The organism is Aliisedimentitalea scapharcae, from assembly GCF_045277565.1.
In the GTDB taxonomy this organism is placed as follows: Bacteria; Pseudomonadota; Alphaproteobacteria; order Rhodobacterales; family Rhodobacteraceae; genus Aliisedimentitalea; species Aliisedimentitalea scapharcae.
Genome location: NZ_CP123584.1, coordinates 1625623 through 1651869 on the forward strand (window position 1 = coordinate 1625623; position 26247 = coordinate 1651869).

The following is a 26247-nucleotide window of genomic DNA, read 5'->3' on the forward strand; positions in this document are numbered from 1 at the left end:
CCGATCGGCCGGGAGGGCGCTTTGACAATTGGCAGTTCCGAATTCCGGGTCGGAATTCGGACCGGAATTATTGAATAATTCCGGCACCGTTTCGCATTATGCGCCCGAGTTACAGGTACCCAGCGCGCCACCTGCGAACATCGGATGATCCGGTGCATAGGTGACCTGCGAGGCGGGTGTAACTTCGACAACTTCCAGAAGGTCGAACTCGGACGTCGGGTTCTCTTTCCCGCGCACAACCAGAACGTCCTTGAAGCACTGGTGGTCTTCGGCGCGATACAGCGTCTTGCCGTTGCCCAGACCGTCGAATTCATAGCCTTCCAGCGCTTCGACGATGCCACAGGGGTTAAAGGTGCCCGCGCGTTCGGCTGCATCTGCATAAAGCAGAGTCTGGCAGTACACGGTGTGGGCGGCCTGTGACGGCGGGAAGCCGTATTTGGTGCCAAAGGATTTGACGAACGCTTTGGAGGCATCGTCCTGCAGCGACCAGTGCCAGTTGGTGGATCCGTGAATGCCCTTCACGTTTTCACCGGCACCTTTGGCCATCAGGCGCGAATACAGCGGAACAACGATTTCGAACTGTTTGCCGTTGACGATCTTTTCGCGCAGGCCAAACTGAACCGCGTTGGTCAGCGAGTTCACCATGTTGCCGCCATAGTGGTTCAGAACCAGAACATCCGCGCCCGAGTTCAGGACCGGTGCGATATAGGACGAGAAGTCGGTCGCCGCCAGAGGTGTGCGGACCTTGTTCACGGTGTTCCAGCCCAGGGCTTCGGTCGCGGCTGCGATCGATTCTTCCTGGGTCCAGCCCCATGTGTAATCCGCCGTCAGGTGATAGGCGTTCCGGTCGGTGCCATAGAGGTTCTTGAGAACCGGTGCCAGAGCTGCGCCTGACATGTAACCGTTAAAGAAGTGACGGAAACCATTGGCTTTCTTGTCTTTGCCGGTGGTGTCATTCGAGTGCGTCAGACCGGCCATAAAGATCACGCCAGCTTCCTGGCACAGGCCCTGAACAGCAATCGCAACACCCGAAGAAGAACCGCCGGTGATCATCACCGCACCGTCTTTTTCGATCATCGATTTGGCCGATGCACGGGCTGCGTCGGATTTGGTCTGGGTGTCGCCGGTGACGAATTCGACCTTCTTGCCCAGGATGCCGTTGCCCTGCAACGCCTTGGAACTAAAGGTGTTCATCATGCCGCCGTCGCCGCCACCATTCAGATGTTCGACTGCGAGTTCGTAAGCGCGCAGTTCGTCGGCACCTTCGTCCGCATAGGGGCCGGTCTGGGGCACGTTAAAGCCCAGGGTAACCGTGCCGCCGGTGGGTTCATTGGTATAAGCAGCCGCAGAAGATGCGGTAAAGATCGTCGGCAGTGCAACACCAGCGCCAGCAAGAGCACCGGTTTTCAGCACACCACGACGGGTGACATCGGATTTTGTCATGAATTCCTCCCATTTCGAAAAACGCGCCATGAGGCTCCTCAACCAACACGGCGCAGACACATGTCTGTGCAAATGCATTATGGGCGCGGGATGTAAAATTGCGCAATAAGGCCCTTGAAAAACACGATAATTTTGTAAATAACTGCACAGGTGTTGGATGGTTTTTGTAAATAAACTTATGTTGCAGCGCAGAAAGCCGTTGAAAACACGTATAATTGAATGAGTGAATACCATGGTGCGTGAAACTCTGACCGGAAGCCGAATTCGCGAACGCCGTCTGATCGCAGGGTTGCGCCAGGCCGATTTGGCGCGGCAGGTGGAAATTTCTGCCTCTTACCTCAATCTCATCGAACACAATCGGCGCAGAATCGGTGGCAAACTTTTGGTGGATATTGCCCAGGTTCTGGGGGTCGAGCCTTCGATGCTGACCGAAGGGGCTGAGGCCGCGCTGATTGCCACCCTGCGCGAAGCCGCCGCAGATGCGGTGTCCCAAGTGGCGGAAACCGACCGTGCTGATGAATTTGCAGGCCGTTTTCCCGGCTGGGCCGAGGTGCTCGCCGGTGAACACCGCCGGGTCGCTTCGTTGGAGCGAACGGTCCAGACATTGTCGGACCGGCTGACCCATGACCCGCATTTGGCCGCGTCGCTGCACGAGGTGCTGTCCACGGCGGCCGCGATCCGTTCAACCGCATCGATTCTGGCCGAAACCGGCGAGATCGAACCGGAATGGCGGGACCGGTTTCACAAGAACCTGAATGAGGACAGCCTGCGCCTGGCCGAAAGCTCCCGTGCGCTGGTGAATTTTCTGGATGAAAGCGACACAGGTGAAGATCGCCGTGGCGTGCCGCAGGAAGAAGTCGAAGCCTTTTTCCAAGCCCATGATTTTCATTTTCCCGAATTGGAGGGGGCTGGCGGTGACATTGACGCTCTGGTCTCGGGTGCGGTTGAATTGGGGTCTTCGTCGGCCCAGATCATCGCACGCGCAGCCTTGGCGCAATATGTCGCGGATGCGCAAGAGCTGCCGTTGGACCGGTTCCAAAAGGCCCTGGAACAGGTCGGGGTGGACCCGGTCAAATTGGCGGATATCTTTGCCTGTAGCCTGCAAACGGTCTTTCGCAGGCTCGCCGTCATGCCGGCCAGCGTCACCGGGGGCGAAGTCGGGCTGGTAATTTCTGATGGGTCGGGGTCTATCCTGTTTCGTAAACCTGTAACGGATTTTGCCCTGCCCAAATTTGGGGCATCCTGTCCATTGTGGCCTGTGTTTACTGCCTTTACCCGCCCGAACCTGCCCATTCGGCGACGGGTGTCCCAGGCCGGTCAGACCACGGCCAGCTTTGACTGTCTGGCAATCTGCTGGCCGCGCGAGGCGCTCGATTTTGACCGTGATCCGCTGTATCACGCGGCGATGTTGATCCTGCCGGTGCCGGCGGCCCAAGCGGGGGACCAGCCTGGCCTGCCCGTGGGCAGTTCATGCCGGGTGTGTCCGCGCAAGGAGTGCGGCGCACGACGTGAGCCGTCCATTCTGAGCGAAGAGTTTTGACAGGTCGTCAACCACACGGCTAATCTGCGGGACGGGACAATCAAATATCAGGACCTGACACAACAAGGGTCCGCCGGGGGAGGATGACCAGGGATGAGCCGACGTGTTGTGCTGATCGAAGATGAGCCGAATATCATAGAGGCGATCCGTTTTCTTCTGACCCGGGACGGGTGGCAGGTCGATACCCATTCCAACGGCAGCGATGCAATGGATGTGATCCGGGCTGCACAGCCGGATCTGGTGATCCTGGATGTGATGCTGCCGGGCAAGAATGGCATGGAGATCCTGCGCGACCTGCGCGAGGAAGACAGCTTTAAAACCCTGCCGGTGCTGATGCTGACGGCGCGGGGCCAGGCACGGGATCGGGAAATGGCGGAAAAGGCCGGGGTTAACCGGTTCATGACCAAACCCTTTTCCAATGCCGAGGTCATGGACGCCGTTCGGGATCTGTATGCCCAAGCGCCCCGCCCATGACTGTGCCGGATCGAGACGGCGAACCGCGTGTCGGACAGCCGCGCGTGCAATCTGCGGCGCAACCCAGCAAGGCGCTGTTTCTGGAACATCGTTCGTATCGGCGGCGCCGGTTGATGGATGTGGCCAAGCTGTTGCCGATCCTGGGGTCGGTCCTGTTTCTGGTACCACTGTTCTGGCTGCTAGGCGGGGCGTCGGCCGACCCGGTTCCGACATCGCGGGCGGTTATCTATATCTTTGTGGTCTGGGCCTTGCTCATCTGTGTGAACGCTTTGTTTGGCGTCGCGGTGCGCCGCTGGGCCGAAAGCTGGGTGACGACGCCACAATCGCCTAAGAATACGGCGGACGAGGAGCACGGGTGATGGCGTCGCTCAATCTGCTTGTCGGGGTGTGCCTGGGGTATGTGGTCCTTTTGTTCCTCGTGGCGTTTGCTGCCGACCGTTATGCCGTGCGCGGCGCGGCGGCGCGCTGGTTGCGCTCGCCGCTGATTTATACGCTGTCGCTGTCGATCTACTGTACGGCTTGGACCTTTTATGGGGCCGTCGGGTATGCGGCGCGGTCTGGGCTGGAATTTGTCACCATCTATCTTGGGCCCACTTTGGTCATGGCGGCCTGGTGGTGGGGGCTGCGCAAGCTGATCCGGGTGGGACGCAGTCAGCGGGTCACGTCGATTGCCGACCTGATTTCATCGCGCTATGGGAAATCCAACCTGCTGGCGATTGGTGTCACCATTCTGGCCGTAGTTGGGGTGACGCCCTATATCGCGCTGCAATTGCAGTCGATCACCCTGTCCTTTGAAATTTTTGCCGAGGCCGACCCCGGAACAAGCTATATGCCGGGGTCCTCGGTGTTCTGGGTTGCGGCGGGGCTGGCCGTGTTTGCCATCCTGTTCGGGACCCGCAATCTGGACGCAAATGAACGCCACCACGGCGTTGTCACGGCCGTCGCTCTCGAAGCGGTGGTGAAGCTGGTGGCGCTGCTGGCTGTGGGGATTTTTGTGGTTTGGGGGCTGGCCGGTGGGGTTACGGAAACTTTGGCGGCGATCGACGCCTCCAAGATTGGTCGCTGGGAGGTTGATGGCACCCGGTGGGTCGGCATCACCTTTTTGTCGGCTGCCGCCTTTTTGTGCCTGCCGCGTATGTTCCAGGTCATGGTGGTCGAGAACGTCGATGAACGCCATCTGCGCATCGCGTCATGGGCCTTTCCGTTGTACTTGCTGCTGATCAGCCTGTTCGTTCTGCCCATTGCCGCAATTGGTCTGGATATTATGCCAGCCTCGGCCAACCCGGACTTGTTCGTTCTGACCATCCCGCTCAGCCAGGGGCAGGAAAAGCTGGCGATGCTGTCGTTTCTCGGCGGTTTCAGTTCTGCGACTTCGATGGTGATCGTCGCAGCCATGGCGCTGTCGACCATGGTGTCGAACCATATCGTGATGCCGATCTGGCTGCGCTCGCGCGGGACAGCGGTGTCTGTGTCAGGTGATGTCCGCAATGTGGTCCTGATGGCGCGGCGAATTTCGATCGCTGGTGTGATGGCGTTGGGGTATGTCTATTACACTCTGTCGGGTGGCGGCGCGGCATTGGCCGCCATCGGGTTGATTTCCTTTGCCGGTATTGCCCAGATTCTGCCCGCGTTGGTGGGGGGGCTGTTTTGGCGAGGAGCCACCCGCATAGGGGCGCTGGCGGGGTTGAGCACCGGGTTTGGTCTTTGGTTGTTCACCATGTTGTTGCCCAACCTTGGTGGGGCATTGATGCCGGAAACAATCTTGCGCGACGGGTTGTTCGGACTCAGCGGACTGCGCCCCCAGGCGCTGTTCTGGATCGAGGGGCTGGACCCGACCATTCATGCGGTGATCTGGAGCATGGGGCTGAACACCGCCACGTTCTGTATTGGGTCGTTGCTCAGCTTTCCCAGCCCATTGGAACGCCTGCAGGGGGCGCAATTCGTGAATGTGTTTGAACACTCCACAGGTCCGCGTGGCTGGACAGGATCGGTTGCTCAATCCGAAGATCTGATGATCATGTCCCAGCGTATTCTGGGCGCGGACGAGGCCCAGGCCTTTTTTGCCAAGGAGGCCCAACGTCAAGGCGGGCCGGGCCATCTGCCAGAGCCCACGCCCGGGTTTCTGGAAAATCTGGAGCGCGAACTCAGCGGCTCGGTCGGTGCGGCCGCGGCGCATGCGATGATTGGTCAGATTGTTGGCGGATCGTCCGTGTCGGTCGAAGATCTGTTGGCCGTGGCGGATGAAACCCAGCAGATGCTGGAATATTCCAACCAGCTGGAACAGAAATCGGCCGAATTGTCCCGTACGGCCGGACAACTGCGCGAAGCCAATGAAAAGCTGACCCAGATTTCGTTGCAAAAGGATGCGTTTCTCAGTCAGGTCAGCCACGAATTGCGCACACCGATGACGTCGATCCGGGCGTTTTCTGAAATTTTGCGCGACGCAGACGGGTTGGAGATAGATGACCAGATCCGATATTCCACCATCATCCACAGCGAGGCCGTGCGGTTGACCCGGCTGCTGGATGACTTGTTGGATCTCAGTGTGTTGGAAAGCGGTCAGGTCAGCCTGAACATACGACAGGGCGAACTGGGCGATGTGCTGGATCATTCGGTGTCTGCGGCCCTGGCCGGGTCGGATAGACCGTTGACGGTGAGGCGCGACCCCATCGGCGAATCCGTGACGTTGAGCTCGGATCTGGACCGGCTGGCCCAGGTGTTTATCAACGTCATTGCCAATGCTCAGAAATATTGTGATGCGCAGGCACCTGAACTCAGGATCGAAGTGCGTCGGGTCGGGGCCATGGTTTACGTGGATTTTGTCGACAACGGCAGTGGCATTCCGGCCGATGCGCAAAAGATGGTGTTTGAAAAATTCGCCCGTGTTAGTTCGGAAAAGGCTGGTGGTGCAGGGTTGGGGTTGGCGATTTGCCGCGAGATCATGCAGCGTCTGAACGGAGATGTGCAATATCTGAACGGGCAGGGCGGCGGCGCATTTCGCGTCAGCTTGCCGCTCGGGACGCCCTAGGATCACCACGTTTTCTATTCCGGTGATGGGCCTGAAAATCCTCTGAATTTAAAGACATTCGTAACCAACCGCGGGTTAGATCTGATCCAGGAGGGCTGGATGGTAGGCTGGACCAGAATATGACCGACACCGCGGACAATGATACAGGTCACGACGCAACCGAAACGGTTTTGCGCAGGAAACTGTCTGCGGGCAGGCCCGCGGAAGAACCTTCGGGGGACTCGCGGGCGATTTTGCGGGCTGTGCGGCGGGCCTTGGCCCGCGCAGCCGAAGACTTGTACGACCTGCCCCTGGCGGTGATCGGTGCCAAACAGGCGCTGTGCGCCCCGGATGGGCTGAGCGGCTGTCTGGTCGATGGTCAGCTGTTGCTCCTCCTGGATGGTCCGGATGGGTGTCCAGGGGCGATTGCGATGGATGGTGCGGCTGTAACAGCGGCCATTCAGCAACAAACCATGGGGCAGGTGTCTGGCCCGTCATCCGTCGCACGAAATTATACCGGGACGGATGCGGCCATGATTGCGCCCCTGATCGACGGCATGTTGACCCGGGCTGAACGCAATCTGGGCGAATCGCCCGATCTGCATCAGATCCGGGGGTTTCGGTTCGGGGCGCGGGTTGACGATGTGCGAAGCCTGTCCTTGATGCTCGAGGCAGAAAGATACCTTGTTTTTGAACTCACACTGGATCTGGCTGTTGGTCGCACACAGGGGCACATGTGTTTGATCCTGCCTGACATGCCGGATCTTCCAGAGGAAGAAACCGCTTCTGATGCCCAACAGGACGTGGCCGATCTGAGCGGCAGCGCTGGTGTGGTCCGGGCTGAATTGTCGGCGGTTCTGACCCGTATGCAATTGTCGCTCGAAGACCTGATGGCGTTGAAACCCGGGAAGGTTCTGCCGCTGGCGGCCGCGACGTTGAATGGTACTGAAATCACTGGAATTGACGGGAGCACGGTGGCGTTTGGACGGCTTGGGCAGGCGGCGGGCGCTCGGGCTGTGCGCCTGCATGCCACCGGGCGACGCCGCATTGTTCGGGATGCAGATCCAGGCGAGTTTGCCGCCCATATCGGCCCCGTTGACCTTCCAGGGCATTCCGGCACCTCTGCGGATGGGTCGGAGGCACCGCAACAGCACTCTGCAAACAAGGTGGTGACGATCGAAACCGCACAGGAGGCGAGCGTTCATTCCGAAGTCGAAGGTACAATCGGAGACACCCTGAACGCGCCCATGGACACCGCAGAGGATTTTTCGGTCCTGACACCGGAACAGGTGGCCGCGGAAATTTCAGAACTGGCGGGTTTGGAGGGGGTGAGCCCAAACGGATAGTGCCGTGCCACCGCGGCGCAACGCCCAGGATCTCAGAATACGCAAGAATTGCCCCACCCCCCTAAAAAGTCCAAAGAACAATAGGAGGACCATGCCGATCTGTTGATCAAAGTGGATAGCCACCTGGACCAATGGCTGCTGCGAGCCTAGCCCAAGGGCGGCAGTTCATCACCGGCACATCGTCCGGTTCCACGCTGGATCCGCGACGGCGGCAGGACGGGCCGGTGACGGGGGTGTTGCGGTTATCGGCGTTTGGACTGCGCGATATGTTCCAACGCGGGGCGCAACCCATCGAGTTGGAAGCCAGCGCCATGCGTTTTTTCCAGAACGGTGTCCGCGCCCAATTCGGCTGCATGGCCCAGTGCCCAGATCACCGAACACCGGGTTCCCGACGCGCAATAGGCCAAAACCTGTCCTTCGCAGGATTGGATCAGGTCCAGTTGCTTGGCGACATTTTCCGGCGTCATTGTCTGATGAGTAAGCGGCAGGTCCAGAAACTCCAACCCTGCCGCCTCGGCCGCGGCGCGAATGGCGTTGGCCTGATGCGAGGGCGGCACTTCTGCATCGGGCCGGTTGCAGATGATCCGGGTAAACCCGGCGTCAACGATGGCGGGTATGTCCTCGGCCGAGATCTGAGGAGATACAAAATAGCGGGGTGTGATCGAGCGTGCGTCCATGATCGTTTATTAGGCTTTTGCTGCCATATGGTCCAGTGCCGTTGCAACCCGGGGGGCTGCCAGCATTCCGGCCAGCATTGCCACCATGAACAGCGCGCCCTGCCAACCGCCATAGGAAAGCGATGCGATCGCTGGCCCAGGGCACAGCCCGGCCAATCCCCACCCCATGCCAAACATCACCGACCCAGTGATCAACCGGTGGTCCAATTCGGGACGGGGCAGGTCGGGGAATTCACCTCCAACCAGCGGCGCGCGCCCAGGGACCAGCCGCCAGGCGATGAACATCGGAATGATTGCCCCCCCCATGACAAAGGCCAACGTTGGGTCCCAGTCTCCAAAAACATCCAACCAACCCTGAACCTTGGTGGTGTCTGTCATGCCTGACACGAACAACCCGGCACCGAACAGGCCACCGGCGAGAAACGATATCATTGCCCGCATCAGATCAGCCCCCACACGTGGCGCAATAGCGCCAGGGTCAATCCACCGGTCAGAATATAGAATACCGTGGCTACAACCCCGCGCAGCGACAGCCGCGAAATCCCACAAACTCCGTGTCCCGACGTACAGCCATTGGCAATCCGTGTCCCGATGCCCACCAGCAACCCGGCTGCAATGATCACGGTCACGTTTGAGGTTATATGGGTGTCAATCTCAACCGCATAGAGCGGCCAGAGAACCAAGGGGAGGATCATGACACCAACCAGAAACGCCATTCGTTCCAACCACGAGTTACGTCCGGTTCCGTCTATCAGACCGCCCAAAATACCACTGGCCCCCATGATGCGACCGTTGCCCAACAAATAGACCGCGCCGCCACAGCCAATCAGCATTCCGCCGAGCAGCCCCCAAATCCAGTCCATTTCCATATATTTATCCCCCCGGATGTTCGCGCGTTATGTTTGAATTCAGATCTTGTTTACCGGAAGCTTCAGGAACACATCCCCCTGCTCGTCCGGCTCGGGCATCTGGCCTGCCCGCATGTTCACTTGCAGGGATGGCAGAATCAGACGTGGCATTCCCAGCGTTGCGTCGCGGGCATCGCGCATGGCCACGAATTCGGCGATGGGACGGCCTTGGCCAATGTGAATGTTCAGTGCCTTTTGCTCGCCCACTGTGGTTTCCCAGGCGAATTCATTGCGCCCGGGTGCCTTGTAGTCGTGACCGACAAAAATTCGGGTGTCGTCGGGAAGGCTCAGGATTTTCTGAATCGATTCATACAACATTTCCGACGATCCACCTGGGAAATCGCACCGTGCGGTGCCAAAATCAGGCATGAAGAGCGTATCACCAACAAAGGCTGCGTCGCCGATCACATAGGTCAGGCAGGCGGGGGTGTGGCCGGGGGTGTGCAGCACTTCGGCCCGCATCTGTCCGATATGCAGGCTGTCGCCATCCACGAACAATGCATCGAACTGGCTGCCATCGCGTTGAAACCGGGTGCCTTCGTTGAACACCTTGCCGAATGTATCCTGGACAACGGTGATGTTCTTGCCGATCCCGATCTTGCCGCCGATCTCTTCCTGTATGTAGGGGGCGGCAGACAGATGGTCGGCGTGCACATGGCTCTCCAGGATCCACGCGACCTTGAACCCCTGTTCCCGGACATAGGCGATGATCCGGTCGGCCGACTTGGTGTCAGTCCGCCCTGACGCCTGATCGAAATCCAGAACGGAATCAATGATCGCACAGGTGCTGCCGTTTGGTTCGCTCGCGACATAGGAAACGGTGTTGGTGGCGTCGTCAAAGAATGCGTGGACCTTGGGTGTCATTGAGGGCTCCTTAACTATCCCAGAAATTTACATGCAAAAAACACAATATATCAAGCCTGGATTTAATCTGTTGACGCAAATCAAGGCAAGACTCGGAGGGATGCTTCAAAATCATGCAGGAAGCCTCTCCAACACCTACGTTAACAGGAAATTAACAAAAATTGGTGAGGCATGGGTAAACGGTAGGTGATCATTTAACTTCTGTCACATGGACGCGTTAGCATGTGAACTTACCAAGGGCAATTCAGGGGAGGATTGAGACATGTCCAATCAGGAACTAATCAAAGTTGCTGAACATCTGGAACAACGGATCGACGGGGCGACCAGCGCAATGCGTTTGGCGTTGCAGCCGGAATTCACAAGAACATTGGACCGGATGCGTGATGCCGGGGTCAAGATCCCTTTGCGGTTGAAGCGGTTGGACGAAATCCTGTGTGAAGAAGCCGTCGAAGACAGTTTCGATAACATGCCCGTCTGATCTGTGGCCGAACTGATTTGTGGCCGGACTGCAGGGACAGGATGGTTTTGTGGCAAGGGGTTTTTCTGGGGGCGGGACGGCTGTTACCCCAGAGAAATTCCCAGAATTACCATCATCAAACCTAGAACAGACAGCGCCAGCGCCCCAAGGTTATAGGGCAGAACGGCCTGAACAGCCGCCCGCAATTCGTCATCCGACAGATTTTGGCGGCGGGCAGACGCCACACGCAAGATGCACCAGACCAACCCGGCCAGCCCGGTGACCGACAGGCCTGCGCCGGCCCAAACGAGAATATCGAACATATTGATCTCCTAACGGTGGCAGATACCCGCAGTGCGCCTAGCCGATTGGGTCACTGCGTGCAAGATGGCGCGCAGTCCCGCATTCCCTGCTTGCGGCGCGACGCGCGGCCTTGTATCCCGCAAAACCAGCCGAAATTCATTTGTGACCCTGGAGACCTTCATGGACGTGACCGAAGATACCAAAAGCGACAGCTATCGCGTGACCGCAGGCGAATTGCGCCAGTTTGTCGAGCGGATGGAACGGTTGGAGGTGGAAAAGAAGGACATTGCCGACCAGCAAAAAGAGGTTATGGCCGAAGCCAAGGGGCGCGGGTATGACACCAAGGTCCTGCGCAAGGTGATTGCACTGCGCAAGCGCGACAAGGACGACATTGCCGAAGAAGAGGCCGTTCTGGAAATGTACAAGGAAGCGCTGGGTATGGACTGACCCAGTTCACGATTCCACGTCAAAGGGCACCCCGACGGTGCCCTTTTTTGTTTTTGGCGCGATTTAGAACTCCCAGGGGAACTGGTCCAGACGCTGAGGACCATCAGGTGTCACCAGAACCTGAGTTTCCAGCTTTATTGATTCTGATCCCGCCTCGCCGATCAAGCTTTCGATGCAGATCACCATATTTTCTTCGATGTGCCCCCCGTGCGCCCCGTCAAAGTCCGGGTGCAACGGAATCACCGGCCATTCGTCCGCCATGCCCACACCATGGGCAGCCAACGAATAGCGATAGGGCACATAGGCGTCCGGAATCCGCCAGCTCTTGGCGTTGAATTCGGCAAAGCTCAGCCCCGGTTGCAACAGTGCCAGGTTATGGTCGATCTGGTCGCGGGCCGCGCTGTACAGCCGTTTTTGCGTGTCATTCATCGGCGTATACCCGCACGTCCAACTGCGTGACAGATCCGCGCAATAGCCGTAGGGGCCGATCATGTCGGTGTCAAAGCTGATCATTTCACCCGGCTGGCATTCCCGGTCCGAACATTCCTTGTACCAGGGGTTGGTATTGGGGCCGCAGGTCAACAGCTTGGTCTCCAGCCACTCACCGCCGGAGCGTGCGTTTTCGAAATGCAGATGCGCCCAGAGTTCGCGTTCAGTGACGCCGGGCACCGAATGTTCGTAAATGCGCGCCATTCCGGCCTCGCACACCCGGATGGTCCAGCGCATCAGCGCGACTTCGTCAGCGGATTTGATCGCACGGGCGGTTTCGGTGATCTGTCCACCATCCAGGATCTGAACACCGCGCTGGGTCAGCGCGTGAACCCCTTCGGGCTCCATCCGGTCCACGCCCAACCGCATATTTCCGCCGCCGTATTGGCGCAGAAGATCGCTGATTTCATCGGCCCAAGGGGCAAGCCGTGCCCCCGCCTGATCGCCTGCACACATGAACATCCATCCGATGGCGGTGCGGATTTCATCAATGCCGGGCAAGCCGTCGTTCAGATGTTCGCACCCCTTGAACTCGAACATGATGCCCGGCCCATTGGCCAGGATCAGTGCATAACGGATCGGATTGTGCGCAGTCCAGATCGACATGTTGGAGCAATCAAACGCATAGCGAATGTTGACGGGATCATACAGCAGCAACCCCGCCACATCCTGACGCGCCATTTCTGCGCGCAGACGTCCCAGCCGATAATCGCGCGCGCGGTCCAGAACATCCAGCGACAGCGGTGATTTCAACGGTTTGTCGGCACCGTTGGCGTTCAGAAAGACACGTTTACGCTCGTCCTTGAAAATACTCAGTTCCGTCATGCTGCGCGTCCATAAAAGCCGATCTGATCCTTTGGGGTGAACGTCACGCCGGGGCGATCAAAAAAGGAAAAAACCGCAATCACACGGGGCGTCTCACCCTTGACGGTGCCGACGCGGTGGGGGGTGTTCTTGCCGCGAAAAATATTCAGAGTTCCCGGGCTGAGTGTGATGGATTGCACGTCGGGATCATCACCGCGCAACATCCGGGCCACGCCGTCGTAGTTGGGGTCATCGTCGCTGCGAAGGCCGGTGCGATAGATGAATTCACCGCCCTGATCCGGGGCTTGCATCAACATGGTGGTGGTGAATTCAGAGCGATCAAAATGCCAGTTCAACTCCTGGCCTTCGCAATACGACATCACATTCACCCGCGCCAAAGGGTCGGACATGGTGAACAAATCTTCCTTGCCCATGGTCGCGGCCATGAAGGTGGCAAACTCGGGCCAGTCGTACAGGCGCAACAGCGCAGAACCGCCCAGTTGGTCGGCGCAGAGCGTCAAATTCGAGGTCTTGAACCGGGTCAGGGCCGGATGGTCGTCCGCCAGGCCGTCGATCTTGTCCTGAAAATAGATATTGTGGTCGCGTTCGTGGCGAAAGCTTTGGGTCGCGAAACTGGGAGACAGGGATTTGGCGGTCTGCTGGGCCACATGTGGGTGCATCAGTTCGTGCAGATTGAACATTCCGTCTCGCTCCAGATCGGTTCGGCAGCGATCGACCAAATCCTGCCACTCGGGGCTGCCGGGACGGTCCAGCGGGAATTGATCCAGATCCAGTATGTCGCGCATGTCTTTCTCCTTGGGGTGAAACCTGAGGTGTGCCGAGATGGACTGTGCCCACAGCACTTGCAGCTCACCACCATAATTATTCTTGGCGACCATAAGAATTTCTTGCACTGTGTCGCCATGAAGCTTCCTCCTCTCAACGCTTTGCGCGCTTTTGAAAGCGCGGCCCGCACAGGGAGCTTTTCCGCTGCCGGGGCTGAACTGGGTGTCACGTCTGCCGCTGTGTCCATGCAGGTACGCAATCTCGAAGACTGGCTGGGGCTCAAGCTGTTTGCCCGGCGGGCCAATCAGATTCGTCTGACGGATGCGGGGCGGGAATACTATATGAATGCGGCCAGCGCGCTGACCGACATCGCCGGGTTTACCCAGGCGCTGACCGAAGGCGAGGCGCGCCAACCATTGGTGATTGCCGCCACGCCGGCACTGGCACAATTCTGGTTGCCGGACCGGTTGCAAGTCTTTCGACGGATGCGCCCTGATGTACCGGTGCACATCCTTACCGAAACCGACCTGGTCGATCTGGACCCGGCCGGAGTGGATGTGTTGCTGACCTATGGCGGGGAGCATCCGGATTATCGCATTCGGACCCTGTTCTCGGACAGATTGATTCCGGTGGCTGCCACGCCTGACGTTGACCTGGCTAACGCTCCGCTGATTGATGTGGATTGGGGAATGTCGGTGCGGTCGGTCCCGCGCTGGGCACAGTTCGTGACAACACACGGTTTGAACAGAACGGACCCGATTGCCCTGGTGGCGCCATCGGTGCCTGTGGCCGTGTCGATGGTGCGGGCCGGGATGGGGGTCGCGCTGTTGCCGCAAACCGTGTTGGCGCAGCAGATCAAATCGAAATCCGTGTTCCCGGTCACGGATTTGTCCCTGCCGATGCCGCGACCCTATGTCATGGTCATGGCGAACTATAAAACGCGGTCCCGGCGTCTTCAGGACCTTGCGGGCGCGCTGGGCGTCCTTTAAGCGGCCAAAGCTGCCGCATTTGGCTAATCCATTTTGTGTTTTATGACGTATCAGTCTATGAAGGGGATCTGCTGTCTGCATTGATAATTGATGTGGCATCACTGGAAGGAAGCGCGCCGATGAACATTCATTCCCGCGATATCGACGATTTGCCGAACCGCGACGAAGCTGAGGCTGCGTTGGATGTGTTGCGCGCATGGGCGGTGTCGGCGACACCGACTGAAATTGCACAACTGGACCCTGCCGTGGCGCGTCTGTTGCCCGGGCGCGAAGTGTCGAATTATCCTGACCTGTCGCGCAATTATCCCGAAGAGTTCACGGCCGATGCAGACTACAGGGCCACAATGCCTGATCTGCAAAATGGCCCGTCCAGCCTGATCCGTGGTGCCAAACAGAACATTCAGCACGTGGGGATTTCGAATTTCCGCCTGCCGATCCGTTTCCGGACCCGGGATGGGGGCGAAATGACGCTGGAGACCAGCGTGACCGGAACCGTGTCGTTGGATGCCGAGAAAAAGGGCATCAACATGTCCCGGATCATGCGGTCATTTTACAAACACGCGGAACGCACCTTCAGCTTTGCGGTGATGGCAAATGCGCTGGACGACTATCTGGCCGACCTGGACAGCCCGGATGCGCGGATTCAGATGCGGTTTTCCTTTCCGGCGCGGGTGGACAGCCTGCGTTCGGGGCTCAGCGGTTATCAGTATTACGACATTGCGTTGGAATTGGTTGATCATGACGGTGTTCGTGAAAAGATCATGCACCTGGACTATGTCTATTCGTCAACCTGTCCCTGTTCGCTGGAGCTGAGCGAACATGCACGCGCGTCGCGCGGGCAACTGGCCACGCCGCATTCCCAGCGGTCCGTGGCGCGGATTTCGGTGCAGGTGGATGACGCCGGCAACCGGGTCTGGTTCGAGGATCTGATTGACCACTGTCGCCGCGCTGTGCCGACGGAAACCCAGGTCATGGTCAAACGCGAAGACGAACAGGCCTTTGCCGAGTTGAACGCCGCCAATCCGATCTTTGTCGAAGACGCTGCCCGCCTGTTCTGCGAAGCGTTGCAAAGCGACCACCGGGTGCGTGATTTCCGGGTTGTCGCCAGCCATCAGGAGAGCCTGCACAGCCATGATGCGGTGTCGATCCTGACGCATGGCGATCTGTTCAAGGCCACCAGCCTGGATCCGCAACTGTTCGGAACCCTGATTCACCGGGGTTAACCCCCCGGGCGTTTCCCGGCCTGCTGTGGGTTGACACTCCCCATGTCGCAGGCCAACCCTGCGCCTCATGTTGGATCTGCGACCCGTCGGATATGTCATTGGATTGCTGGTTGCCATTCTGGGCGCAACCATGTTCCTGCCTATGCTGGCCGACCTGGCTCAGGGGCAGGGCGAATGGCCTGTGTTTCTGCAAAGCGCTGCCGTGACCATTCTGGTGGGTGTCTTGATGGCGCTCAGCTGTTCCAATGGGGTCAAACAGGGGCTGACAATCCAGCAGACCTTCCTTTTGACCACCGGTGTTTGGGTGGCGCTGCCTGTGTTTGGGGCGATTCCGTTCATGTTGGGCGATACCGACCTGCGGTTTGTCGATGCGTTTTTTGAATCGATGTCGGGATTGACCACCACCGGATCAACGGTGCTGTCCGGGCTTGACGACCTACCACGTGGGATCCTGCTGTGGCGGGCGCTGCTGCAATGGCTGGGGGGCATCGGTATCATTGTGGTCGCCATGGTGTTCCTGCCTGAACTGCGGGTTGGGGGCATGCAGATTTTCCGTTCTGAAGGGTTTGACACCTTTGGCAAGATCCTGCCCCGCGCGACCGAGATTTCGTCGCGTATTTCGGTGATCTATATCGGGCTCACCGGAGCCTGCGCGTTGGCCTATGCTGCCACCGGGATGGGGGCCTTTGACGCGACGGCCCATGCGATGACCACGGTGGCGACTGGCGGTTTCGCCAATTATGACGCTTCATTCGGGGCGTTTGGCGGGATGTCCGAATATGTGGCCGTCGTGTTCATGATGCTGGCGGCCCTGCCGTTTGTTCGCTTTGTACAGATGACCTCTGGCCATGTGCAGCCGCTGTTTCGCGACAGTCAAATTCGCGTGTTTTTTGCCACTGCCGTCGTGCTGGTGCTGGCGTTGTCGTTGTGGAACATGACCCAGGGCCCTGAACAAAGCGAGACAGTGTTCCGCAAGACGTTGTTCAACACTGTTTCCCTTCTGACGGGCACTGGCTATGCCTCGACCGACTACATGATCTGGGGCGGTTTCCCGGTGACAGTTCTGTTCTTTGCCGGTCTGATCGGCGGATGCGCGGGGTCTACGGCCTGTTCGATCAAGATCTTTCGCTACCAGCTGTTGTTTGCTTCGATCAAGGTGCAGTTGCAGCGTATTCGGTCACCGCATGGGGTGTTTGTGCCGCGTTATGCTGGACGTGCGGTGGGGCCGGACGTGCTCAGCTCGGTGATGTCATTCTTTGTGTTCTTTACAGTGACGCTGGGCGCATTGTCCTGGGCGTTGGGGCTGACGGGGTTGGAATTCACCACCGCCGTGTCAGGCGCGGCAGCGGCGCTGGCCAATATTGGCCCGGGCCTGGGGGAACAGATTGGACCATCAGGTAATTTCTCTGGGCTGAACGACACAGCGAAATGGTTGCTCAGCGCAGCAATGCTGATTGGCCGACTGGAACTGTTGGCGGTTTACGCCATTCTGACAATTCGCTTCTGGAGGGCGTGATGGAAAGAAAACTGGGTGCGCAGATCTCGCATATGCTCAAAGATCGCGGAGTCGAGGTGATTTTTGGCATTCCCGGCGTACACAATCAGGAAATGTATCGCGGTATTGAAGAGGCCGGGATCACCCATGTGCTGGCCCGTCACGAACAGGGGGCGGGGTTCATGGCCGACGGCTATGCGCGTGCATCCGGCCAACCGGGAGTGGCCTATGTGATCACCGGGCCGGGGCTGTGCAACATCATGACGCCGATGGGGCAGGCCTATTCCGACAGCGTGCCGATGTTGGTGCTGTCGTCCTGTCTGGATGAAGTGGCCGACCGGCGCGGTCAGTTGCACCAGATGAAAGACCAACGCGGGGCCGCTGCAACCGTTTGTGAATGGTCCGAAGAGGCGCGTACACCGCGCGCGGCCTATGGTCTGGTGGAACGCGCCTTTGATGAATTCGAAACCAATCGCCCGCGATCCAAACATATTCAGGTGCCCATTGCTCAATTGGAAAGCGTGACCGCCGAGGCCCCGTTCCCCAACATGGCAGCCGAGCGGGTCAAGGTCGCCGCCCCGGATGTGGCTCCGGTGGTGTCGCTGGTGAATGTTGCCAAGCGGCCTTTGTTCATTCTGGGCGGAGGGGCGGCGTCGGTCTATTGGCGCGACCTGCTTGAGCCGCTGGGGATCGCCACCATGACCTCTTATGCCGGGCGCGGTGCCATGGGGTTGAATGCGCCGTTGGACTTTGGAGCCTGTCTGGCCCGCCCTGGCAGTGCCGAAGTGGTGGCCCAGGCGGACTTGGTTGTTGTTGTCGGGTGCGAACTGGCCGAGGTGGACATGTGGCGACCTGACTTGGGGCACACGGCGACTTTGGTGCGGGTTGATCTGGATCCGGAGGTGTTGAGCGATGCGCAACGTGCTGCGGTCAAGATACAGGCCGACGCCGACAGCTTTGCCCGGGCGTTCTGGGATGCAACCAAGGGGCAGGCGCGCCAGACCGACTGGACCGCAGATGAAGTGGCCGCCATCCGAACCCGTTGGCGCAGCGAAGTAGACGCAGAGCGACCCGGGATTGTGCCGATCTGCGACGCGCTGCGCGCCGTGATGCCCGCAGATGCGATGATCTATTCGGACATGACCCAATTTGCCTATGTGGCCAAAGAAATCTGGGACATGCCGCGCCCGGGGCAATGGCACCATCCGACCGGGTTCGGAACATTGGGGTATGCGCTGCCCGCCGCCATTGGCGGGGCGGTGGCGCGTCGCGGCAAGCCGACGGTTGCGATCGCCGGCGACTATGGGTTCCACTATACGATGCAAGAACTGGGTGTCGCGGTGGAACTGGGGCTGCCGTTGCCGATCATCCTGTGGGACAATGGCAAGCTCAAGGAGATCGAAGACAGCATGACTCGGGCCCAGATTGCCCCCAATGCTGTCATGGCGCACAACCCGGACTTCTGCAAATTGGCCGAGGCCTTTGGCGCGATCTCTGTGGCTCCGTCGTCGATCAATGAGCTGCAGGGGGCGGTGCTGGAAGCCTTTGATGCCAGCGGTCCGACGCTGATTTATGTGACGCCCAACATCGCAAGTTGACTGGGGCGCTCCCGCCCCTTTGACGCCTTTCTGACGAAAGCCCCCCAAAGCGTTGGGCCGGGCGCCGCGCATGAATGCGCGGTGCCGCCACCGTCGCACGCAGGCCGCCATCGGCGGCCTGCGTGGCCCAAGGCCTTTGCCAGCGCATCTTGGATGCGGGGGCAGGGCGCGGGAGCGTTTGGAGGACTGGGGCAATCGTGGACGCTTGGGGGAATGAAAAACGCGCACAGACATAATCTGTGCGCGGTCTCATTTCACCTCGGATGACCTGTGGTGGATCAATCCCAGCAACTGACCAATACGGTCATGCCGGTCGCCAACCGGGTCATGGCATCCGGCGACAGTGTGTTGGCCTCGCGGCTGTCCTGGGCTGCGATCCCTGCCTGCTGGAGCAAAGCCCGCAACGTATCGGCATTGGCCGCAAAGCTGACACCCTGGGGCAACTGCTGAGTGCCGGCCGGAGCGGCGGCAAGGATGCCCAGCACCGCGCCATTCGCATCCAGAACCGGACCACCGGCATCTCCCGGTTGTGCGGCCAGCGCCAACCGGGTCACTCCGGTTTCGCCACGCAATCCCCGCAGGTCCGACAGGGTGCCATAGGTCAGTGTCGGCGCGCCGAGAATCCCTTCGTAGGAAAATCCGGCCACGGCCACTTCGGATTGCAGCAGCGGGGAACTGGCCCGCAACTGAGCCACTTCCATCGGGGCCAGACGCTCGACGGGGCGTACCAGTGCCAGACCAGTCGAGGCATCGCTGGCCACCAGTTCCGCCTGGAAGTCGCTGTTCAGTGTAATACGGGTGCAGTTTTGAACCGCATCGACTGTTGTCACCACTGTGCCTTGGCCATCCACAAATGTACCAGAGCGCGACAGGCGCGGTTTGCGCACCTGAAGTCCCGACACAAGGTCGATGCGTTGTTCAGCGTCAGCACCTGCCGCGGGATCCAGCACACCATCGAGACGGGTAAAGCTGGCCTTCATTTCGGTCAGGATCCGGCTGCGGCGCTCTTCGTCTCCGGCGGGCCAGATCAGGGTAAAGCCTTTGATCTCGCCTCCCTTCAGGGCGGCTTGGGTATAAGAAACGATACCGTTGCCGCGCCCTTCGATGACAAAGCTGTCGGACTTGCGTTCCCGCTGGCCTTCCAGAGGGATGATCTCCAGCGTTTGCAGGATATCAAAGAGGCCAAACAGGGTGGTCTGGTCACCGGGCTGGCTGATCATCAGCACCCGGGCACCCAATGACCCAGACGTCGGGTAATGGGCGAAGGGTGGTTCGTAATGAGAAAAGCGGACCTCCTTGGTCGGGAGTTGCATTTCAATTCCGGCCTTGTCATCCCTGATGCGGGACATGCCAACCGAAATCAGAGGTGCATTATACTGGTCCATCAATATCTGACGTTGCTTGGTGGTCAGGATCCCGGTCTGTTCAAACCCGTTTGCCGCCTGCCAATCCGCCATAGAGGCGCGGGTCCCGCGGCCGAACGAACCGTCGATTGCCGCTGTATAAAACCCACCTGCCTGCAACGCGATCTGCAAGGCCTTGCGTTCGTTTCCGTTCAGGCCCTGTTCACTGCGCCGGGCCTGGGACGGGGTTTCATCCGAAGGTTCCGGATCGGGCTGTAATGTTGCAATTGTTCCGGCTCCCGAAGAGGGGGCCGCAATCGGGTTACGGGACAACAGGTTTTCGCCAACCGGCCAGAATTGCTGACGCAGGTTCGATGACTGGGAGATGAAACTGTCGCGGGGAATCTGCCGTTCGAGACGATACACCTGCAGAACACGCTGCGCGTCTTCGCGGGTATAGGGGCCCAACAGAATTCCGTACCAGTTGCCCCCCAGCGAAAACCCGGTCACGTCGGCCAACGCCTGTGAGTAAATTTGTGCCCGGGCCTGTGCGTCGCGCAGGCTGGGGTGTGCTTCAATTTGGATCCAGACAATATCCTGGCTGCTCTGTTGCGCCATGGTCGGCCCTGTCCAGCTTGCTATCACAAACAGGAACGCCGCGATCAATCTTGTCATATCAGGTCTCGTGCCCTTTTAATTCATAATCTGCGGGGAAGATAAACATTTTCCATCCAAAATGGGAATGCCCATGACGGTCTCTGGACAGGGGGAATTTCCGAACACGTAACAGCAGAGCCCGATCATGGCCGTGTGGCGCAGGTTTTCATGCGCAGGAATAAATGGGCACGCCAGTGTCGACAGGAGTTCAGGACCATATGAGCCGTTGACCCCGTCGGGGCGCTTGCATAGGTAAGACGCGCATTTGCAGTCCGTTTACAGATGAGAGTTCCATGATCCAATCCACCGGTGCCCCGCGTTCGTTTCAGGAGATCATCCTGCGGCTTCAGACATATTGGGCCGGGCAGGGCTGTGCGATGTTGCAACCCTATGACATGGAAGTCGGTGCTGGCACCTTTCACCCGGCCACCACATTGCGGGCGCTGGGGTCAAAATCCTGGGCTGCCGCCTATGTTCAGCCGTCGCGACGTCCCACCGATGGGCGGTATGGCGAAAACCCCAATCGTCTGCAGCATTATTACCAGTATCAGGTGCTGATCAAACCCAGCCCGCCCAACCTGCAGGAGCTGTATCTGGGCAGCCTCGAAGCCATCGGCATCGACATGGAGCTGCACGATATCCGCTTTGTCGAAGACGATTGGGAAAGCCCGACACTGGGTGCCTGGGGGTTGGGCTGGGAGGTTTGGTGTGACGGCATGGAAGTCAGCCAGTTCACCTATTTCCAGCAGGTTGGCGGGCATGACTGCAAACCGGTTTCGGGCGAGCTGACGTATGGTCTGGAACGTCTGGCGATGTATGTCCTGGGTGTGGATCACGTGATGGACATGCCATTCAACGACCCACAGTCGCCAATCCCGTTGAAATACGGTGACATCTTTAAACAGACCGAAGAAGAATACGCGCGCTGGAACTTTGACGTTGCCAATACCGAAGTGCTGCTGCGTCATTTTGAGGAAGCCGAAGCCGAATGCGCCGCGATTCTGTCGCAGGAGCACATCGACCCCAAGACGGGCAAGCGTATCATCATGGCGCACCCGGCCTATGACCAATGCATCAAGGCGTCGCATATGTTCAACCTGCTGGACGCTCGCGGCGTGATTTCGGTCACGGAACGTCAGGCCTACATCGGGCGCGTGCGGGCCCTGGCCAAACAATGCGCCGATGCATTTGTGTTGACCGATGCAGGCGGCCACGTCGCCTGATCGACCGGTACCGGGACATGGATGTCCCGGGCAATTGGGGAACTCCCCCGAAAGGCAAGTAAACAATGACCGGTAAAATTCTGACAATCGTTCTTATTCTGACCGCTGTGATCGGCGGTGCAGCGATGTATTATCTGCAGGTCTATGCCTTTTATAACGAAGTCACGCCGACACCGGGGCAAGATGTCATTCTGGTACCTGTCGATGGGGGGGCACCTCAGGCGATCCCCTATTCGGGGTTTCAGGCCATCGATGCCGATAGCTCTCCTATCCGCTATCGGGCCTGTTTCCAAACCGATCTGACGATCGAGGCTGCCCGTGCGACATTTATCGAAATGCCAGATCAGTCACCCCGAACCGCTCCGGGGTGGTTTGATTGCTTTGACGCCGAAGCGTTGGGCGGCGAATTGGAAGCCGGAACCGCAACCACGTTCCTGTCGCACAAGAATATCGAATATGGCGTGGATCGCATCGTGGCACTGACCAGCGACGGACGCGGCTATGCCTGGCATGAGCTGAACAATTGCGGTGAAAAAGCATATGATGGCACGGTTGTGGGCGAGGAATGCCCACCGCTGCCGCAACGCTGAATTAATTGCAAACACGGAAAACCAGGCTGTCCAATGGATGATCCGATCCTCATTCCCAACTTCATCTCCGTGACCCTCGGGTTTGCGGTGTTTCTGTTGGGCGCGGGGCTGAATGCACGGATATCCCTGTTGCGTCATCTCAACATTCCCGAACCGGTGACCGGAGGCCTGTTGGCGGCATTGGTCGGTTGGGGCCTGTACCAATGGGGCGGCACGGCCATTGAATTTCAGATGGACGCCCGGGATTACTTTTTGGTGCTGTTCTTTGCAGGGATTGGGTTGAACGCCCGCCTGTCGGATCTGATTGCCGGAGGAAAACCGCTGGCAATCCTTCTGGGGCTGACGCTGGCCACGATTGTCGCGCAGAACCTGATCGGTGTCATTGGTGCGGTGGTATTCGGCTATCCGGCGCAGGCCGGGGTATTGTTCGGATCGGCTGCATTGATCGGCGGGCACGGCACCGCAATTGCCTGGGCCCCTGATGTAGCAGCCGCAACGGGCCTGGAGGGTGCGACCGAGCTGGGCGTGGCCGTGGCGACCTTGGGGCTGGTGCTGGCCGCGCTGGTTGGCGGTCCCATTGCTGGGTATCTGATCAATCGCCACGACCTGAGCCCATCGCGCCCGGACGAGGAAAACACGATCGGCTTGTCCCATGACGCCGCCGCCGAAGGGCAGGGGATCGACCATCTGGGCCTGATGCGGGTGATGCTGTATCTGAACCTCGCCATCATTCTGGGCTATGCCCTGCATGCGCTGATTGCCCAATTCGGGTTGAAGCTGCCGCTGTTCGTGCCCTGTCTGATCGCCGCTATCGTCATCGCCAATCTGCGCGCCCTGTTGTTGCCCAATGCCAACCCTGTTGCCCGCACGCCGGCGCTCGCTCTTGTGTCGGAATTTGCGCTGGGTGCGTTTCTGGCCATGTCGTTGATGAGCCTGCAGCTGTGGACCATTGCCGGGCTGGGCATGACCATTGCAATGATCATGCTGGCCCAGACGCTATTCGCGGTTCTGTTCGTGCTCTATGTGCTGTTTCCGCTGTTGGGGCGGGGCTATCGCGCGGCCGTTCTGGCGGCTGGCTTTGGTGGGTTTGCCCTGGGGGCGACCCCCACGGCGATTGCCAATATGACCGCTGTGACAAAACGCTATGGGCCGTCGCCTATTGCCTTTGTCGTGCTCCCCCTTGTATCCGCTTTCTTTGTCGATATCGCCAATGCGATTGTCATCCAGATAATCGTGAACCTCTGAGGACCCCAGATGCCCGATCTGCTGATTGAACTCTTTTCCGAAGAAATCCCCGCCCGCATGCAGGCGCGCGCTGCGGATGATCTGAAAAAGCGGGTGACCGATGGGCTGGTCGAGGCCGGTCTGACCTATGCAGGCGCGGCAGCGTTTTCGACTCCGCGCCGGTTGACGCTGGCGCTGGAGGGGGTGTTGGGCGAAAGCCCCACCATCCACGAAGAGCGCAAGGGTCCAAAGGTCGGTGCCCCGGACAAGGCGGTCGACGGGTTCCTGCGCGGCGCGGGCGTGACCCGCGAACAGCTCGAAGAGCGCGATACCCCCAAAGGCGCGGTCTATTTCGCCACCATCGAAAAACCGGGCCGCCCTGCGGCAGAAATCGTTGCCGAGGTTCTGGAAGATACCATTCGAAATTTTCCTTGGCCGAAATCCATGCGCTGGGGCACAGGGACGCTGCGCTGGGTGCGCCCGCTGCATTCGATCCTATGCCTGCTCAGCGAAGAATCCGGCAATACTGTGGTCGATCTGGACATTGACGGGATCAAATCGGGCGACACAACCTGGGGTCATCGGTTCATGGCCCCGGCACGCTTTGCTGTCACCGGGTTCGATGATTACGCTGCCAAACTAAAGCGGGCCTTTGTGGTTCTGGACGCAGGCGAACGCGCCGATGCGATCTGGCAGGATGCCACCAATCAGGCGTTCGCCAGCGGGTTGGAGTTGGTCGACGACAAGGGCCTGTTGGCCGAGGTCGCCGGTCTGGTCGAATGGCCTGTGGTGCTGATGGGGGCGATCGACGACGAATTCCTGGACCTGCCACCCGAGGTGCTGCAAACCTCGATGAAGGAGCACCAGAAGTTCTTTTCGGTCAAGAACCCCAAGTCCGGGCGGATCGAAAAATTTGTGACCGTCGCCAACCGCGAAACCGCCGACAATGGTGCGACCATTCTGGCCGGCAACCAAAAGGTGCTGAGCGCCCGTCTTGCAGATGCCAAGTTCTTTTGGGAGAACGACCTGCGCACAGTGAAATCCGAGGCCGGTATGGGCACGTGGGTGGACGCGCTGTCCAATGTGACCTTCCACAACAAATTGGGCACCCAGGCCGCGCGTATTGACCGCATCGCCGCGCTGGCCCGCGAAATTGCCCCGGTTGTGGGCGCTGACGCCGATCTGGCCGAACAGGCCGCCCGGGTGGCCAAGGCTGATCTGTCGTCCGAAATGGTCTATGAGTTCCCCGAGCTCCAGGGCCTGATGGGCCGCTATTACGCCGAAGCCGCGGGCCTGCCGCAGGCCGTCGCCAATGCGTGTGAGATGCATTATTCGCCGCTCGGCCCGTCGGACGATGTGCCGACCGAACCGGTCTCGGTTGCGGTGGCGCTGGCTGACAAGCTGGACACGCTGACCGGGTTCTGGGCGATTGATGAAAAACCCACCGGTTCGAAAGACCCCTTTGCCCTGCGCCGCGCCGCGCTGGGGGTGATCCGGTTGGTGTTGGAGAATGACGCGCGTTCTGGGCTCGACCGGTTCATTGATGAACAGCTGCTGCGCCATGAACTCGCTCAAAATGGCGAAGATGATGTGTCTCGTGGGCTGCTTGCCGACATGCTTGGAGAAATTGCCGATCATGGCGTCTTTGGTTCCGCAGTGCGCACGGTGTTGGACGCTTTTGACGGCGATCTGCCCAGACGTATGGAAGAGCTCAAACAACGTCTGCCGGATGTGTCGCGTGATCTCCTCTCCTTCTTCCACGACCGCCTCAAGGTGTTCCTGCGCGATCAGGGCATTCGCCACGATGTGATCGACGCCTGCATTGCGATGGACGGCAATGACGATCTCACCCTGCTGGTCAAACGCGCCCGGGCGCTGGAAGATTTCCTGAAGACCGAGGATGGCGAAAACCTGCTCCAGGGCTTCAAACGTGCCAACAACATACTGGCCCAGGCCGAAGAAAAGGATGGGGTCGAATATTCCTATGGTGCGGATGTGAAATTCGCCGAAGACGCCAGCGAAATCGCCCTGTTCAACGCGCTGGAAACCAGCCAGGGGGCGATCTCTTCGGCGGTTAAAGCCGAAGATTTCGCGGCCGCCATGGGCGGCATGGCGGCGCTGCGTGGGCCTGTGGATGCGTTTTTCGAGGCGGTGCAGGTGAATTCGGACAATCAGGTGGTGCGCCGCAACCGGCTGAACCTGCTCAACCAGATCCGTCAGGTTTGTGGTCAGGTTGCTGATCTGACGCGCATTGAGGGTTGATCAGGGCCAAACCCAAACCACAGGCGCTCCCGCCCGCTGTCCAATGATCTGCGATCACCGGACAGCCGTTGGGCCAGGCAGCGCGCAGGCAGGCCTGC

Annotated in this window: 24 protein-coding genes; 15 read left to right on the forward strand and 9 right to left on the reverse strand. The window is 59.2% G+C overall.

Annotated elements, in window-relative coordinates; all coding sequences use genetic code 11:
- Window positions 1-96: 96 nt before the first annotated feature.
- Window positions 97-1443, reverse strand: coding sequence for a substrate-binding protein (locus QEZ52_RS07595; RefSeq protein ID WP_406649082.1), 1347 nt, complete (start codon window positions 1441-1443; stop codon window positions 97-99).
- Between the two features lie 232 nt (window positions 1444-1675).
- On the opposite strand from QEZ52_RS07595, the gene QEZ52_RS07600 reads away from it, so the two are divergent.
- From QEZ52_RS07600 to QEZ52_RS07620, 5 genes are all read left to right on the forward strand, one after another.
- Window positions 1676-2983, forward strand: coding sequence for a helix-turn-helix transcriptional regulator (locus QEZ52_RS07600; protein WP_406649083.1), 1308 nt, complete (start codon window positions 1676-1678; stop codon window positions 2981-2983).
- Window positions 2984-3076: 93 nt separating this feature from the next.
- Window positions 3077-3457, forward strand: coding sequence for a response regulator transcription factor (locus QEZ52_RS07605; RefSeq protein ID WP_406649084.1), 381 nt, complete (start codon window positions 3077-3079; stop codon window positions 3455-3457).
- Window positions 3454-3816, forward strand: coding sequence for a hypothetical protein (locus tag QEZ52_RS07610; RefSeq protein WP_406649087.1), 363 nt, complete (start codon window positions 3454-3456; stop codon window positions 3814-3816). The genes QEZ52_RS07605 and QEZ52_RS07610 overlap by 4 nt, the downstream gene beginning before the upstream one ends.
- Window positions 3816-6485 carry an ATP-binding protein gene (locus QEZ52_RS07615; protein ID WP_406649088.1) on the forward strand — a complete coding sequence of 890 codons (2670 nt, stop codon included), beginning with the start codon at window positions 3816-3818 and terminating at the stop codon, window positions 6483-6485. Before QEZ52_RS07610 ends, QEZ52_RS07615 begins: the two co-directional genes overlap by 1 nt.
- A gap of 119 nt (window positions 6486-6604) precedes the next feature.
- Complete coding sequence (locus QEZ52_RS07620; RefSeq protein WP_406649089.1) at window positions 6605-7810, forward strand: FliM/FliN family flagellar motor C-terminal domain-containing protein; 1206 nt, start codon at window positions 6605-6607, stop codon at window positions 7808-7810.
- Between the two features lie 242 nt (window positions 7811-8052).
- On the opposite strand, the gene QEZ52_RS07625 is transcribed toward QEZ52_RS07620, so the two are convergent.
- The 4 genes from QEZ52_RS07625 to QEZ52_RS07640 are packed head-to-tail and all read right to left on the reverse strand — an operon-like array spanning window position 8053 to window position 10259.
- The gene (locus QEZ52_RS07625) at window positions 8053-8487 is read right to left on the reverse strand and encodes a TIGR01244 family sulfur transferase (RefSeq protein ID WP_406649090.1); all 435 of its coding nucleotides are present in this window, start codon (window positions 8485-8487) and stop codon (window positions 8053-8055) included.
- Window positions 8488-8496: 9 nt separating this feature from the next.
- The gene (locus QEZ52_RS07630; RefSeq protein ID WP_406649091.1) at window positions 8497-8928 is read right to left on the reverse strand and encodes a DUF6691 family protein; all 432 of its coding nucleotides are present in this window, start codon (window positions 8926-8928) and stop codon (window positions 8497-8499) included.
- Window positions 8928-9356, reverse strand: a complete 429-nt coding sequence (locus QEZ52_RS07635) for a YeeE/YedE family protein (RefSeq protein ID WP_406649092.1) — start codon at window positions 9354-9356, stop codon at window positions 8928-8930. Before QEZ52_RS07635 ends, QEZ52_RS07630 begins: the two co-directional genes overlap by 1 nt.
- A 39-nt stretch (window positions 9357-9395) precedes the next feature.
- A complete protein-coding gene (locus tag QEZ52_RS07640) occupies window positions 9396-10259 on the reverse strand; it encodes an MBL fold metallo-hydrolase (protein WP_406649093.1) in 864 nt (287 codons plus the stop codon).
- Window positions 10260-10521: 262 nt separating this feature from the next.
- On the opposite strand from QEZ52_RS07640, the gene QEZ52_RS07645 reads away from it, so the two are divergent.
- Window positions 10522-10737: a hypothetical protein gene (locus tag QEZ52_RS07645; RefSeq protein ID WP_406649094.1), complete on the forward strand. Its 216-nt coding sequence runs from the start codon at window positions 10522-10524 to the stop codon at window positions 10735-10737.
- 83 nt (window positions 10738-10820) lie between these two features.
- Here QEZ52_RS07645 and QEZ52_RS07650 read toward each other — a convergent pair whose 3' ends face one another.
- Window positions 10821-11039 (reverse strand): hypothetical protein, encoded by a 219-nt coding sequence (locus QEZ52_RS07650; RefSeq protein ID WP_406649095.1) that lies wholly within the window; start codon window positions 11037-11039, stop codon window positions 10821-10823.
- 160 nt (window positions 11040-11199) lie between these two features.
- Between QEZ52_RS07650 and QEZ52_RS07655 the strand changes: the two genes are divergently transcribed.
- A complete protein-coding gene (locus tag QEZ52_RS07655; protein WP_406649096.1) occupies window positions 11200-11466 on the forward strand; it encodes a DUF2312 domain-containing protein in 267 nt (88 codons plus the stop codon).
- A gap of 63 nt (window positions 11467-11529) precedes the next feature.
- Here QEZ52_RS07655 and QEZ52_RS07660 read toward each other — a convergent pair whose 3' ends face one another.
- Together QEZ52_RS07660 and QEZ52_RS07665 are read right to left on the reverse strand one after the other, a co-directional pair.
- A complete protein-coding gene (locus QEZ52_RS07660) occupies window positions 11530-12780 on the reverse strand; it encodes a M24 family metallopeptidase (RefSeq protein ID WP_406649097.1) in 1251 nt (416 codons plus the stop codon).
- Window positions 12777-13565: a 2OG-Fe(II) oxygenase gene (locus QEZ52_RS07665; protein ID WP_406649098.1), complete on the reverse strand. Its 789-nt coding sequence runs from the start codon at window positions 13563-13565 to the stop codon at window positions 12777-12779. The genes QEZ52_RS07660 and QEZ52_RS07665 overlap by 4 nt, the downstream gene beginning before the upstream one ends.
- A 117-nt stretch (window positions 13566-13682) precedes the next feature.
- Here QEZ52_RS07665 and QEZ52_RS07670 point away from each other — a divergent pair, with 117 nt between their 5' ends.
- The 4 genes from QEZ52_RS07670 (at window position 13683) to QEZ52_RS07685 (ending at window position 18850) form a co-directional block, all read left to right on the forward strand.
- Entirely contained in the window at window positions 13683-14534 is an 852-nt protein-coding gene (locus QEZ52_RS07670; RefSeq protein WP_406649099.1) for a LysR substrate-binding domain-containing protein, read from the forward strand.
- A gap of 119 nt (window positions 14535-14653) precedes the next feature.
- Entirely contained in the window at window positions 14654-15757 is a 1104-nt protein-coding gene (folE2, locus tag QEZ52_RS07675) for a GTP cyclohydrolase I FolE2 (protein WP_406649100.1), read from the forward strand.
- Between the two features lie 67 nt (window positions 15758-15824).
- Entirely contained in the window at window positions 15825-17273 is a 1449-nt protein-coding gene (locus QEZ52_RS07680; RefSeq protein ID WP_406649101.1) for a TrkH family potassium uptake protein, read from the forward strand.
- Window positions 17273-18850 carry a thiamine pyrophosphate-binding protein gene (locus QEZ52_RS07685; RefSeq protein ID WP_406649102.1) on the forward strand — a complete coding sequence of 526 codons (1578 nt, stop codon included), beginning with the start codon at window positions 17273-17275 and terminating at the stop codon, window positions 18848-18850. Before QEZ52_RS07680 ends, QEZ52_RS07685 begins: the two co-directional genes overlap by 1 nt.
- Window positions 18851-19128: 278 nt before the next feature.
- Here QEZ52_RS07685 and QEZ52_RS07690 read toward each other — a convergent pair whose 3' ends face one another.
- Window positions 19129-20868, reverse strand: coding sequence for a trypsin-like peptidase domain-containing protein (locus tag QEZ52_RS07690; protein ID WP_406649103.1), 1740 nt, complete (start codon window positions 20866-20868; stop codon window positions 19129-19131).
- A gap of 275 nt (window positions 20869-21143) precedes the next feature.
- Here QEZ52_RS07690 and QEZ52_RS07695 point away from each other — a divergent pair, with 275 nt between their 5' ends.
- The 4 genes from QEZ52_RS07695 (at window position 21144) to glyS (ending at window position 26149) form a co-directional block, all read left to right on the forward strand.
- The gene (locus QEZ52_RS07695) at window positions 21144-22073 is read left to right on the forward strand and encodes a glycine--tRNA ligase subunit alpha (protein WP_406649104.1); all 930 of its coding nucleotides are present in this window, start codon (window positions 21144-21146) and stop codon (window positions 22071-22073) included.
- 65 nt (window positions 22074-22138) lie between these two features.
- Complete coding sequence (locus QEZ52_RS07700; RefSeq protein ID WP_406649107.1) at window positions 22139-22663, forward strand: DUF6446 family protein; 525 nt, start codon at window positions 22139-22141, stop codon at window positions 22661-22663.
- 33 nt (window positions 22664-22696) lie between these two features.
- Window positions 22697-23908: a sodium/glutamate symporter gene (gene gltS, locus QEZ52_RS07705; protein WP_406649110.1), complete on the forward strand. Its 1212-nt coding sequence runs from the start codon at window positions 22697-22699 to the stop codon at window positions 23906-23908.
- A gap of 9 nt (window positions 23909-23917) precedes the next feature.
- Window positions 23918-26149: a glycine--tRNA ligase subunit beta gene (gene glyS, locus QEZ52_RS07710; RefSeq protein WP_406649112.1), complete on the forward strand. Its 2232-nt coding sequence runs from the start codon at window positions 23918-23920 to the stop codon at window positions 26147-26149.
- The last annotated feature ends 98 nt before the right edge of the window (window positions 26150-26247 follow it).